Raw genomic sequence first — 11,940 nt, 5'->3', positions numbered from 1 at the left:
TCTTATTGGACCGGCTTCAGACGCAGCAGATGCATGAGACGCATGCGGTTGTTGTCGTGGTTTTCCGGGTTCATCACCGGATCCTTGTCCGTGACCCAACCGGTGAAACGCTTGCTGGAATATTGGTACCAGGTCGGACCGTTGAAGACGGGAACGACCGGGAAGTCATCGGCGATTAGAACCTGAATGTCGTTGAAGATCTTCTTGTGATCCTCATCAGAAGAAGACTTCAGATATTGATCGAAGAGCGCATCAAGCTTCGGGTTGGAATAGCGCGCCGCGGCGACGGTAAGCTTACCGGCATAGGCCGTCGACAGGCTCTGATAATAGCCCTGGAACGGCGTTGCACTGTCGGCACGCGAGTTCATGACGACATCGAAGCTGCCGTCGAGAAGCTGCTTGCGCCACTGCTCGTATTCGGGCGTGGCAACCGAGGCGTTGATGCCTGCGGCGCGCAGCCCTTCGACGGCGATCTGCACTGCGTCGATCCAGTCAGTCCAGCCGTTCGGTACGATGACCGCGAAGGTGATCGGCTTGCCGCTCGGCGTGGTGCGGAAACCATCGGCACCCTTCTTGTAGCCGGCATCGTCGAGGATCTTGTTTGCCTTTTCGGTGTCGAAGCCCATGAAGGCGTCCTTATCGCCCTCGGCAGCCTTATTGCGCCAGCTCTCGAAGCGCGGCGGCAGGCCGCTGGCATGCAGGTTGACGACCGGATAACCGAAGCCGGCAATATCGACCATCGACTTGCGGTCCATCGCCAGGCTGAAGGCATGACGGAAGTTGAGGTCCTTGAAAGCTTCGAGATTGCCGGCATTCGTGGATTTGAAGTTCATCTCGAAGGCAACGGTTTCAGCCGGCGGCTGCCAGTAACCATTATGCTGCGGGTCGAGCGCGACGAAGGTCTTGTCGATCTGCGGCAGGAACGAGCCGATCCAGTCCACGGTGCCTTCCGGCAGCAGCGCCAGCATCTGGTCATTACCCGAAATCTGCGGCAGACGCAGGCAGTCGACATGCAGCGACGCGGCATCCCAGTAGTTCGGATTGCGGCACTGCTCGTAGACTTGCGGCGTAAAGCGGCGGACCTCGGTCATCGGGCCGGAACCGACGGGCTTCTCGTTCTTAAAAGCGACCGGATCGGCAACGTCTTTCCAGATATGCTCGGGTACGACGGCGAGATCGGCGAGCGATTCAGGGAATTCGGAATTCACAGCCTTGAGCTTGATCGTCACCTGCGTTGGCGACGGCGCTTCGACGGAGGCGACCGTCTGACCGACACCGACGGTATCGACGGCCGGGTTCTTCAGCATCAGGTCGATCGTGTACTTGACGTCTGCGGAGGTCAGCGGCTGACCATCCGACCACTTCACGCCGGGGCGCAGATCGTAGGTGATCGACTTGAGATCGTCGGAGAACTTGTAGCTTGTCGCCAGGCGCCAGACGGGCTTGCCGCCATCATTGGCGTTGAAGATGACCAACGGCTCGTAGATGAAATCCATCGTGCTCTGGCGACGACCGGCCAGATCGAACGGATTGAAGTTGCTGACCCAGCTGGTCTGCTCCTCGATATGCATCGTCAGTACGGATTCAGCCGCGGAGGCGATACCCGCACTAAGTGCCAGCGAAGCGCTGAGCGCCGCCGCTGCCAGTGATGTCCGCTGAAATAGATTGCGCAATGACTTTTTCCTCATTCTCATTTCCAGCCCCTCTTGCTGTTTTAGAGTAGTCAATCAAATTGATTTAATCGTGAGTTTTGAAACTCGTCAATCGCTGATTGGAAATCAACAGGCATTGATTTTGAGGTCTGAAGGGTTGCCGCGGATGTCGGCACCCACACCGCCGCTACCGGAAATTGCGAGGAGATATCGGAAGCTACGGCGCAGTGGCACGTTTGCAGTTGCGATCATACGGAGCCGCAAGCGCGAAAAAGCGTGCGCTTATCCACAATACCGAAACAGGCACCCTGCCGGCTTGTGCATTTAAGAGCAAATATTCGGGAGATTGATCATCTGGACGCGCCATTGCACATGGACGCGGGATTGATTGCGATGCAGTTCTGGCCGCACCGCAATCGAAGCGAAATCAGCGTTTGCTCAGTCGAGCGGCTTGTAGGCGACCACATCCATTTCGACTTTGACATCCACCATCATGGGCGACTGAACGGTCGAGCGGGCTGGCGGATGATCGATAAAATGCTTTTCGAAGACGGCGTTGAAGCTCGAGAAATCGCGAGCGTCATCCAGCCACACATTCACTTTCACCACATGCTCGAGCGTGCAATCGGCAAGGGCAAGGACATCCTTGATATTGGCGATGACCTGCTCGGCCTGAGTGACGATATTGCCCGCAACGATTTCACCGTTGATGGTCGGAACCTGGCCCGAGACGTAGACGAAATCGCCTGCCCTGACGGCCTTGGCGAAGGGGCGGCGCTGGCCGCCAGCCTGATTGTCGGCGACGTCGAAACGGATCAGCTTGTTCTTGCTCATGATATCCTCAGTCTTTCCCTGTTGCTGAAAGCCGCGGTCGCCATCGTTTCATCGGAACAGGCGCACGCGTTCGACTCTCCTGGTAGCTTCCTTATCTGTCGCAGCGGCGCCACGCCAGATCGTTTTGTCCGTTTGCGAGATGGGTGTGGAGCAATGCATCTGCGACTTCGATCGAAACCTTAACTTCAAATGCAAGAAAAACTCTTTTATTTTCCGCAGATTACGGACGCTTCCTCCACGAAATCTCATCTCGTCCTTTTGTCGCGCCTGGCATGATTGCCTTTCTGCCCCGGAGCCTGATAAGACAAAGACATATTTCGTCGTATGATTGGTTGACGTTCAGGAGGAGTCGTCATGACAGAACTCGCGCAATCGCTTGCGTCCATCCGCATTCCCGATCTTGCCGGCAAAAGAGTGCTGATAACGGGCGCCTCGACCGGTATTGGCGCTGCCGTCGCGCGCGCCCTTGCCGCCCAGGGCATGAAGATCGGCCTCCACTTCAATGCAAGCCGCGAACCGGCGGAAAAACTGGCCGATGAAATCAAGGCTGGCGGCGGAACTGTGCATCTCATCCAGGGCGATGTCTCCCGAGATGGCGAGACCGAACGTGTGGTCAAGGACGCAGCCGAAGCTTTCGGAGGCCTCGATGGCCTGATCAATAATGCCGGCGGCATGCTCGGGCGTCTTCCGACCGCCGAAATGACGGATGAGCATTATGAGCGGGTGATGAACCTCAATGCACGCTCCGTGCTTGCGGCGACCCGCGCCGCTCATCCTCACCTGAAAAAACAGGGCGGTTTCGTCATCAACACGACCTCCATTGCCGCACGCAATGGCGGCGGCAACGGCGCGATCCTCTATGCGGCCTCCAAAGGGTTCGTCTCGACCATTACCCATGGCCATGCCAAGGAATTCGTCAACGACAAGATCCGCGTCAACGCCGTCGCACCCGGCGTCATCGCAACGCCTTTCCACGAGCGCTATACCAATGACGAGCAGATGGAGCTGCAGCGCAAGACGATCCCCATGGGATTCGTGGGCACGCCGGAAGATTGCGTTGGCGCCTACCTCTTTCTCGCCTCTCCCACTCTTTCTGGCTACATTACCGGCCAGATCATCGAGGTCAATGGCGGCCAGCTCATGCCGTGAGAAGTGGCCCGCGGTCGCTTTGTGTGGCGGGCAATGCTAGTCTTGTCCGGCACGGCGCCTTCGCGTCGAGGAAGATGGAGCGCATGCAGATGGCAAAGACGCCCATTCATGACGGCATTGAAACGTTGGTGGAATTGACCCATCCGGAACGGATCTATTGGCCCGGCGACGAGGTCAGCAAGCAAGACCTTCTTGATTACTACGCATTGGCCTGGCGTAGAATGGCGCCTTTCGTCGTCAACCGTCCCCCTCGCCCTCCTGCGGTGTCCGGATGGCATCGATGGACCACGCTTCTTCCAGAAACATGCCTGGAAGGGCATCAATCCGCATATCCAGGAAATTGCCGATCCAGAAGATAAGGACGCTGCGAAGCTTCTGAAGATTGGGGATTTCGATGGCCTGGCAGCTCTTGTCCAATCCGCGGCGCTGGAAATTCACCCTTGGGGCACGACGACGGATCATTGGGAAAAGCCCGACATGATCATCATGGATCTCGACCCCGGGGAGGATGTCGCATGGAGTGAGGTCGTGACTGCAGCGAAGGAGATCAGGGAGCAGTTCGCCACCCTGGGACTAACATCCTTCGTCAAAACGTCAGGCGGCAAGGGATTGCATGTGGTTGCATCCGTCAAGCCGCAGGCGACCTGGCCGCACGTCAAGGATGCCGCCGAGGCAATCGCCCACGCCATGAGTGCCGATAGCCCGGAGACGTATTTGTCGGTCGCCAGCAAGGCGAAGCGGGCGGGCCATATCTTCATCGATTATCTGCGCAACGGCCGCGGCAACACAGCCGTGGCACCCTATTCGACACGCGCCAGAAAGGGCGCTGCCGTTTCGATGCCGGTCAGCTGGGAAGAATTGGACGGCAAGATCGGGCCTGCTTCCTTTACCGTCAAGAATGCGGCATCGCGCCTCGACCAATCGAGCACGGATCCCTGGGCCGATTTCTTCAAGGCGGCATCGCCTCTCGAGGTCTGACGTTACACCAGAAACGGGACCAGCGCGGGCGTGCTGGCCTTATAATCGGCATAGGCCGAGCCGAACGTCTCGTTCATCCAGCTCTCCTCGATTTGCACGCGACGCAATACGGCATAGAGCACCGCGATGATCGCAAGGACGGCCGCGATGTCACCGCGCGCAATTGCCGAGCCGATAATGGCCAGCATCAGACCGGAATAGATCGGGTGCCGCACAAGCGCATAAGGACCGGAGCGGATGAGCGCGTGATCCTCCTTGAGAGTGATTACCCCGCTCCAGTTGCGCCCAATATGATAGCGAGCCCAGACAGCGAAAACGAGACCGATGAAGGTCAGAACCGCGCCAATCGCATAGGATGTGAGATCCTGTGGGATGAGGCGTAACCGCAAGGGACCCAGCCAGGATGGATTGACGACAAGAAGGAAAGCGCCGATCCAGATCGGCACGGTATTGCCAAGCCGCGACAACGGATCCTCCTGCCGCACGCTCCTCTTGACGCTGAATGAAGCGAAAAGCCAGATCAGTAGCCAGGCGATCCAGCATGCGGGAATGAATTGATAGATGAGCATCGCTCACGCCATATCTCTGTCAAGTTCCGGATAGTGTCGGAAAATGCCGCTCTCATTGAAGGGAATGCGGCGATCGGACTGAAGATAGCGAGCAATGTTGGGCCGTTTCATGACAGCTCTGTGCAGCGCGGTCAGATGCGGATATCGGCGATCCAGATGTGCCGTCGCGCGGGGGAAGGCATAGCGCAGACCCTCATAGACCTGAAACAGCGAAAGATCGACATAGGTCAATTCTCCGCCGAAGATATGGCTCGATCCTTCGGGGTTTTGCTGAAGCACTTTCTCGAAATAACCGAGGAACTTGGGAATGCGGTTTTCGATGAATTCTGCAGCCCGCGCCTTGGCCTCTTGCTTCTGATCCTCGTAATATTTCGACGTCGCGATCGGGTGGTGCGTGTCGTGTACCTCGGCGACGAGATCGGTGATCGTCAACTGCAGCCCGTTCAACACATGGCGCCTTCCCTCGTCCCTCGGCGCCAGACCCAGCTTCGGCCCGAGATACATCAGGATATTCGCCACATGCGGAATAATGAGATCACCGTCCTTCAGAAACGGTGGGGCAAATGGGAGACCGAGTTCAGATTTACCCTCCATGATGGCGAACATGGCGGGCATACCCTGCCCCCTGCCTGCAGGAGCACGACAAACATCGACATAGTCTGCACCGGCTTCCTCCAGCGCCAGCCGAACGAATTCGCCGCGCCCCTGAATGCCATCCCAATAGTAGAGTTCATAGGCCATTCGGTTTCATCTCCCCGATATTGAGAGCAATCCGCTGCAATGATCGCCGCAAGACTGCAATTTAGCGTCGACATCGCGAAAGGTAAGAGGCAATCGACGATTACAGGCGCAGGCATATGCACCGGAAACCTTATGAACTTCATAGCGACGGCCGAATGGATCTCGACGATCGCATCCAGTTCTCACCGATGGCCTAGGAATGTGTGTTGTGCTCGTGGCGTTTACGCGTCGCAGCCGCCTTTTTTGCAGAGGCGGAGCGCTCCGCAGCGGGTCGGCTTGCAGCGGCGCGTCCGCCGATCCTCCCGCCCTTTTCGGACGATTCGTGGTTTTCGGAATGGCCGCGACCGGAGCCTGACTTCTTACCGCCGCCGCTTTCCTTGTTTACGGTCGCCCAGGCACGCCGCTCCGCCTCTGCGTGCGAAACGCCGCGGTCTTCGTAGCCTTCCTCGATATGTTCGGCCTTGCGCTTCTGCTTGTCGGTATAGGCGGATTTATCTCCTCGGGGCATGATCTTTCTCCTTGCTGGGAAGGAAGAGCAACCCGTCGTCAGGGAAAAGGTTCCGAGATTTGGCCTGAAGAATTGCGATTGCCGGATAGCAGATTGCTCGGGAGTATCCAGAAGCGCCGACCATGCCGCACAGCGACACGCTGCTTGGCAGAGGCAGGGAAAAAGACGCCGACCGAGCGATCGATGATCAGAATGAGGACCAAGGCCGTCAGAAGATACAGCGCAGCGAGCACGAGGAGTGATGTCATCCCACCAGCTCCAATCTAGCGGCAAGCCACAAAGGCCACTGCGCTGCGACAATCGCCGCAACCGTCATTTCCACATCATCGATATAGCTGCCACACATTGCTGAGCTCCCTTCACAATCTGTAGCATCAATGTGTGACAACTATTTCGCGGATGAGAGCCAAATCACCGAAATTATTGCGAATATTCCGCCAGCTACCATCTCGAAAAGAGAGACGGCCCGATGTTGCCATCGAGCCGCCCTCATCTCCGCCACACTCCTAAAGCTGACGCGTCCTACACCTTCGCGGCTACACCCTTCTTCGATATCTTCTTTGCTGGCTTAGCCAATTTTTCCTCGGCAACAGCCGCCGCGGCGACCGCCGTCTTGCGCTTCGCCTTGGGCTTGATGTCGATCGCGCCGCCGTCTGCTGCCGTTTTCTCAAGCGCGATGCGCTCACTGCTCGCCTGCGCCCAGTGCTCGACGTCGCGACCGGAAGGATGGCCTTCCTCTTCCCATATGGCGTATGCGCGCTTCTTGATCCATTCGTCCCGAGATTCCAACATCTGCTGTTCTCCGTTCGCATCATTGAACAAGGTTTTGATGAACGATGCCCGTTCTTGAAACGCGGGCTTTGATGCCTCCCCCGAGCAGCCAAGACGCTATGGCTAGCGTTCTTCGATCTCGACTGTCGAACCGCAGTGGCGCTTCGAACGAGAAACAGAAGTTACCGTGGGGGACGGTAGCGAAGCAGCCGAAGCAACCTAAGTATGATGCTGGTCAGAACAGGGTTCAATTAAAATTATCTAATAAGATGAAGTTTCGCACCGCTATTGATGACATCTTGACGATCGCCGGCCCACTCATTGCAGCTTTTGCGGGCAAGGATATACTTGCATCATGATCGACCTCGTGGCTGCCCATTGGGGCCAAATTCTCGCCGTCCTGTCCATTGTGATGGGGGCGGCCGCTGCAATCCATGCAGCCATGACCAAAGAAGATGTCCGCGCCGCGATCGGCTGGGTCGGCGTCATCATCCTGTCGCCCATCATCGGTGCCGTCCTCTATGCTGTCGCCGGCATCAATCGCATCCGCCGGGCCTCCCTCAGCTCGCAGCGCGACGCGCTCTTTCGCAAGGATGCGAATGGCGAGCTCTCCAGCTTCGACGCCGATGGCGGCGAGGTGCGCCGGCGGTTCGGCGATCGTTTCGGTTCTATGAAGACGCTCGGCGACCGCGTCGTTCGCTATATGATGAGCACCGGCAACACCATCGAGATGCTGACGAACGGCGACGTTGCCTATGCCGCGATGAAGGCTGCAATCGACGGCGCCGAGCGCAGCATCCTGATGGAAACCTACATCTTCGATCGCGACCCGATCGGCCTCCGCATCGCCGATTCCCTGATTGCTGCGACCAAACGCGGTGTCAGCACGCGTGTACTCATCGATGCTGTCGGCGCCCGCTACTCCGTGCCGAGCATCATGGGCTATCTGCGCGAAGGCGGCGTGCAGGTCGACGTCTTCAATGGCAACGTCATCATCGGTCTCCGGTTGCCCTACGCCAACCTGCGTACCCACCGAAAGATCCTCAGCATAGACGGGCGAATTGCCTTTACCGGCGGCATGAATATCCGTCAGGGTTTCACGCGCGAATTCGCGCACGAGCACAGCGCTCGCGACATGCATTTCTGCGTGACGGGACCTGCAGTCGCCGATCTCTTCAATACGGCAGCCGAGGATTGGCGCTTCACCACAGGCGAAGTCCTGAATGGCGAGGAATGGCGAATTGCCGCGCCCTCCAACGAGCCTGGAGCGCCCGTTTTCATGCGGGTGGTTGCCTCCGGCCCGGATCGCAGCGTCGAGACCAATCACAAGATGCTCATCGGCGCGCTGTCGGTGGCGCACAAATCCATCCGAATCATGTCGCCCTATTTCCTGCCGGATCGCGAGTTGATCAGTGCGCTGGTGACGGCGGCCCGGCGTGGCGTCGAAGTCGATATCGTCGTGCCGACAGCCAACAATCTGGTACTCGTCGACCGGGCCATGACGGCGCAATTCGACCAGATGCTGAAGAACTATTGCCGCATCTGGCGCGCCGAAGGCGCCTTCAACCATTCCAAGCTTTTGTCCATCGACGGTATCTGGGCCTATGTCGGCTCATCCAATCTCGATCCGCGCTCCCTGCGGCTCAATTTCGAAGTGGATCTCGAGGTACTCGATCGCGGCTTTGCGAGCACGATCGACGATCATATCGGCGCGATCCTGGAAACTGCACATCCGGTAGACCTCGAAAAGCTCAGGGCGCGGCCGTTTGTCGTACGGCTTATCGAAAAGGTGCTGTGGCTTGGCTCCCCCTATCTCTGACGACTGCAACGAAAGACTATCTGCCTTTGTCGCAGCCTTTTTACATGACAACGCCAACAATCGCTTCTTATACTCTGTCCCACGTGCCCGACATGATCTGATCAAGGAACGGTCGACGGATAGATGCGAAAAAAGAAAGAAAGTCTCCGTGCGAGCATTCTGGAAAGCCTGAAGAACCGAAAGAAATCGCGCCCCACACCGGCCGGCAGCAAGCCGGACCGCCCGGACGGCACGTTGATCGCTTCCTACAATGTCCACAAATGCGTCGGCGCCGACCGCCGCTTCGATCCGGAAAGAACGAGCCGCGTCATCCATGAAATCGATGCCGATATCATCGGTCTGCAGGAAGCCGATACGCGTTTTGGAGAACGCACGGGCATTCTCGATCTGCGCCGGCTCGAACGCGAGACAGGCCTCATCCCGGTGCCGATTTCCGGCGTCACCAAGGCGCATGGCTGGCACGGCAATGTGGTTCTTTTCAAACAGGGCACGGTTCGCGACGTTCACCAGATCAATCTGCCAGGGCTTGAACCGCGCGGCGCCTTGATCGCTGAACTGGAATTGGCTCGTGGCGGAAGCCTCAGGATCATCGCGGCGCATCTCGGCCTGCTGCATCGCTCGCGCGCGCAGCAGACGCGTCTGATCGTCGACCTCATGAACGACGGCAGCGAGACGCCGACCATCCTGCTGGGCGATCTCAACGAATGGCGCCTTGGCGACCGCTCATCTCTCAATACCATCCAGAACGCGTTCGGACCGCTACCGCCTGCCGTACCGAGCTTTCCCTCGACACTGCCGCTTCTGGCGCTCGACCGCATCATGGCAAACCGCCGCGGCATGATCTCCGCAGTCGAAGTGCATGACTCGCCGCTGGCACGCGTGGCTTCCGATCACCTGCCCATCAAGGCCGTGGTCAGCCTGGAAGTGCTCGACATCGACGCTCGGACGCATTCACAGACTGCCTAGACGTTATCGACATACTTCATGTTGATCCCACCGATATATGTGATGACGGGCGGAGGACCATCTTATAGGCTCTCCGCCGAAATGACCGATCCGGGAGACAATCATGCTGAAAACTCTGTTGCTGACCGGCGCCGCCGGCGGTGTTGGCCAGGCAATCCGGCCGCTTCTGTCGCAGATCGCCGAGAACGTCCTTTTGTCAGACCTCGCGCCGATAAGCGACCTGCGCCCGAACGAGCGTTTCGTCGCCTGCGACCTCGCCGACCGCAGCGGCGTCGATGCGATAGTGAAAGGTGTTGATGGTATCATCCATCTCGGGGGGATATCGGTGGAAAAACCCTTCGATCTGATCCTGCAGGGCAATATCCTCGGCCTCTACAATCTCTATGAGGCCGCGCGCGCCGCCGGCAAGCCGCGTATCGTCTTTGCGAGCTCCAATCACACGATCGGCTTCTACCGGCGGGATGAGCGGATCGACAACAAGGTGCCGACCCGGCCGGATTCGCTCTATGGCGTCTCAAAGGTGTTCGGTGAGGCCGTTGCGAGCCTCTACTTCGACAAGTTCGGCCAGGAAACGCTTTCGGTACGCATCGGCTCGTGCTTTCCCGAGCCGCGCAGCACGCGCATGCTCGCCACGTGGTTCAGCATCGGGGATTTCGTCTCGCTTTGCGATTGCGCCTTCAACGCCCCGCGCCTCGGCCATACGATCGTCTACGGCGTCTCGGACAATGACGAACAATGGTGGGACAACAGCAACGCTGCCTTTCTTGGCTGGAAGCCGCGCGATAGTGCGGCTCCTTGGCGCGCCGAAATTCTGTCGAAAACACCCGCTGAGGATCCGAATGATCCCGCAATCGTCTATCAGGGCGGCGGCTTTGCTTCTGCCGCTCACCCCGAGGACTGATCGTCAGACACCGTTGCGAAAGAGCTTCCAGCGTGTCGGTCTGAAGGCGATGCGGTTGCGATCCAAGGCATCCGCCTTGTTCGGCGGCAGTTCGATCTCGATGGGATCGTGCTCGGCACCGATGTTGATTTCAAGATGGCGAGTGCCTGCCACGCGCCTGCTGGCAACGAGCAGACCCGCGATCGCGCCGCCATCGCCGTCACGGATTTCGATATCGTGGGGTCGAAAATAGAGATAGGCTTCGCCATCGGGCTCATGCGGCGTGCTGAGTCCCAGCGGTTTGTCATCGAACCAGATCTCGCCGCTGGTGATGCGCACCTTGAGACGATTGGATTGGCCGATGAAGCCATAGACGAAGGGAGAATTCGGCGAGTCGTAGATCTCGTCCGGCGTTCCGACCTGTTCGATCGCGCCCTTGTTGAGTACGACCACGCGGTCGGCGAGCTCCAGCGCCTCTTCCTGGTCATGGGTCACAAAGACGGTGGTATGGCCGGTCCGGTCGTGGATTTCCCGCAGCCATTTGCGCAGGTCCTTGCGGACCTGAGCATCGAGAGCGCCGAAGGGCTCGTCCAGAAGCAGCACGTTCGGCTCGACCGCCATGGCGCGCGCCAGTGCCACGCGCTGGCGCTGGCCGCCGGAAAGCTGGGCCGGATAGCGCTTCTCCAGGCCGTTCAACTGCACCAGTTCCAACAGCTCCAGGGCACGCCGGCGAATTTCATCGCGTGGCGGACGACGCGATGCCGAGCGGACTTTCAGGCCGAAAGAGATATTGTCCAGCACCGTCATATGCCGAAACAGCGCGTAGTGCTGAAACACGAAGCCGATATTGCGCTGCTGCACCGTCTTTCGCGACGCATCCTCTTCGCCGAAGAAGATCTGTCCCTCCGTCGGGGTTTCGAGACCGGCAATCAGGCGCAGCAGCGTCGTCTTGCCGGAGCCCGATGGACCAAGAAGCGCAATCAATTCGCTCGAGCGGATATCCAGCGACACGTCATGCAATGCGGGAAAGCGACCGAATTCCTTACGCAGGTTTTGAACGCGAACTTCCATCA

General features: G+C 58.5%; 12 protein-coding genes and 1 pseudogene. 5 read left to right on the top strand and 8 right to left on the bottom strand.

What is annotated here, in order from left to right:
• Positions 1 to 2: 2 nt before the first annotated feature.
• Positions 3 to 1,694: an ABC transporter substrate-binding protein gene (locus AC13QY_RS28595; protein WP_145635554.1), complete on the bottom strand. Its 1,692-nt coding sequence runs from the start codon at positions 1,692 to 1,694 to the stop codon at positions 3 to 5.
• A gap of 396 nt (positions 1,695 to 2,090) precedes the next feature.
• Positions 2,091 to 2,486 (bottom strand): RidA family protein, encoded by a 396-nt coding sequence (locus AC13QY_RS28590; protein ID WP_145635551.1) that lies wholly within the window; start codon positions 2,484 to 2,486, stop codon positions 2,091 to 2,093.
• A gap of 354 nt (positions 2,487 to 2,840) precedes the next feature.
• Between AC13QY_RS28590 and AC13QY_RS28585 the strand changes: the two genes are divergently transcribed.
• Entirely contained in the window at positions 2,841 to 3,635 is a 795-nt protein-coding gene (locus AC13QY_RS28585) for an SDR family NAD(P)-dependent oxidoreductase (protein WP_145635549.1), read from the top strand.
• 83 nt (positions 3,636 to 3,718) lie between these two features.
• A pseudogene (ligD, locus tag AC13QY_RS28580) lies at positions 3,719 to 4,613 on the top strand (non-homologous end-joining DNA ligase).
• A gap of 2 nt (positions 4,614 to 4,615) precedes the next feature.
• On the opposite strand, the gene AC13QY_RS28575 reads toward ligD, so the two are convergent.
• The 5 genes from AC13QY_RS28575 to AC13QY_RS28555 all read right to left on the bottom strand — a co-directional run bounded on the left by AC13QY_RS28575 (position 4,616) and on the right by AC13QY_RS28555 (position 7,223).
• On the bottom strand, positions 4,616 to 5,182 hold the full coding sequence (locus AC13QY_RS28575; RefSeq protein WP_145635545.1) for a methyltransferase family protein: 567 nt from the start codon (positions 5,180 to 5,182) through the stop codon (positions 4,616 to 4,618).
• Between the two features lie 3 nt (positions 5,183 to 5,185).
• Positions 5,186 to 5,923, bottom strand: a complete 738-nt coding sequence (locus AC13QY_RS28570; RefSeq protein ID WP_145635543.1) for a glutathione S-transferase — start codon at positions 5,921 to 5,923, stop codon at positions 5,186 to 5,188.
• Between the two features lie 193 nt (positions 5,924 to 6,116).
• Positions 6,117 to 6,431 (bottom strand): plasmid stabilization protein, encoded by a 315-nt coding sequence (locus AC13QY_RS28565; protein ID WP_113350951.1) that lies wholly within the window; start codon positions 6,429 to 6,431, stop codon positions 6,117 to 6,119.
• Between the two features lie 38 nt (positions 6,432 to 6,469).
• Positions 6,470 to 6,679, bottom strand: a complete 210-nt coding sequence (locus tag AC13QY_RS28560; protein ID WP_113329232.1) for a hypothetical protein — start codon at positions 6,677 to 6,679, stop codon at positions 6,470 to 6,472.
• Positions 6,680 to 6,953: 274 nt separating this feature from the next.
• Entirely contained in the window at positions 6,954 to 7,223 is a 270-nt protein-coding gene (locus AC13QY_RS28555) for a DUF2934 domain-containing protein (RefSeq protein ID WP_112721911.1), read from the bottom strand.
• Between the two features lie 334 nt (positions 7,224 to 7,557).
• Here AC13QY_RS28555 and AC13QY_RS28550 point away from each other — a divergent pair, with 334 nt between their 5' ends.
• The 3 genes from AC13QY_RS28550 to AC13QY_RS28540 all read left to right on the top strand — a co-directional run bounded on the left by AC13QY_RS28550 (position 7,558) and on the right by AC13QY_RS28540 (position 10,888).
• On the top strand, positions 7,558 to 9,021 hold the full coding sequence (locus tag AC13QY_RS28550; RefSeq protein ID WP_113350947.1) for a phospholipase D-like domain-containing protein: 1,464 nt from the start codon (positions 7,558 to 7,560) through the stop codon (positions 9,019 to 9,021).
• A gap of 123 nt (positions 9,022 to 9,144) precedes the next feature.
• Entirely contained in the window at positions 9,145 to 9,987 is an 843-nt protein-coding gene (locus AC13QY_RS28545) for an endonuclease/exonuclease/phosphatase family protein (RefSeq protein WP_113350946.1), read from the top strand.
• A gap of 103 nt (positions 9,988 to 10,090) precedes the next feature.
• On the top strand, positions 10,091 to 10,888 hold the full coding sequence (locus AC13QY_RS28540) for an NAD-dependent epimerase/dehydratase family protein (protein WP_113350945.1): 798 nt from the start codon (positions 10,091 to 10,093) through the stop codon (positions 10,886 to 10,888).
• A 3-nt stretch (positions 10,889 to 10,891) separates the two neighbouring features.
• On the opposite strand, the gene AC13QY_RS28535 is transcribed toward AC13QY_RS28540, so the two are convergent.
• Positions 10,892 to 11,938: a sulfate/molybdate ABC transporter ATP-binding protein gene (locus tag AC13QY_RS28535; RefSeq protein ID WP_112721908.1), complete on the bottom strand. Its 1,047-nt coding sequence runs from the start codon at positions 11,936 to 11,938 to the stop codon at positions 10,892 to 10,894.
• Positions 11,939 to 11,940 lie beyond the last annotated feature (2 nt).

It is taken from the genome of Martinezella sp. CNPSo 3795, assembly GCF_057784475.1.
Note: the sequence above shows the minus strand (reverse complement) of the source record. Positions and strands in the feature narration are given on the sequence as shown.

Excerpts from the sequence above, each read along its gene's own strand:
- AC13QY_RS28595 (WP_145635554.1), bottom strand. The coding sequence starts at position 1,694 with ATGAGAATGAGGAAAAAGTCATTGCGCAATCTATTTCAGCGGACATCA.
- AC13QY_RS28590 (WP_145635551.1), bottom strand. The coding sequence starts at position 2,486 with ATGAGCAAGAACAAGCTGATCCGTTTCGACGTCGCCGACAATCAGGCT.
- AC13QY_RS28585 (WP_145635549.1), top strand. The coding sequence starts at position 2,841 with ATGACAGAACTCGCGCAATCGCTTGCGTCCATCCGCATTCCCGATCTT.
- AC13QY_RS28575 (WP_145635545.1), bottom strand. The coding sequence starts at position 5,182 with ATGCTCATCTATCAATTCATTCCCGCATGCTGGATCGCCTGGCTACTG.
- AC13QY_RS28570 (WP_145635543.1), bottom strand. The coding sequence starts at position 5,923 with ATGGCCTATGAACTCTACTATTGGGATGGCATTCAGGGGCGCGGCGAA.
- AC13QY_RS28565 (WP_113350951.1), bottom strand. The coding sequence starts at position 6,431 with ATGCCCCGAGGAGATAAATCCGCCTATACCGACAAGCAGAAGCGCAAG.
- AC13QY_RS28560 (WP_113329232.1), bottom strand. The coding sequence starts at position 6,679 with ATGACATCACTCCTCGTGCTCGCTGCGCTGTATCTTCTGACGGCCTTG.
- AC13QY_RS28555 (WP_112721911.1), bottom strand. The coding sequence starts at position 7,223 with ATGTTGGAATCTCGGGACGAATGGATCAAGAAGCGCGCATACGCCATA.
- AC13QY_RS28550 (WP_113350947.1), top strand. The coding sequence starts at position 7,558 with ATGATCGACCTCGTGGCTGCCCATTGGGGCCAAATTCTCGCCGTCCTG.
- AC13QY_RS28545 (WP_113350946.1), top strand. The coding sequence starts at position 9,145 with ATGCGAAAAAAGAAAGAAAGTCTCCGTGCGAGCATTCTGGAAAGCCTG.
- AC13QY_RS28540 (WP_113350945.1), top strand. The coding sequence starts at position 10,091 with ATGCTGAAAACTCTGTTGCTGACCGGCGCCGCCGGCGGTGTTGGCCAG.
- AC13QY_RS28535 (WP_112721908.1), bottom strand. The coding sequence starts at position 11,938 with ATGGAAGTTCGCGTTCAAAACCTGCGTAAGGAATTCGGTCGCTTTCCC.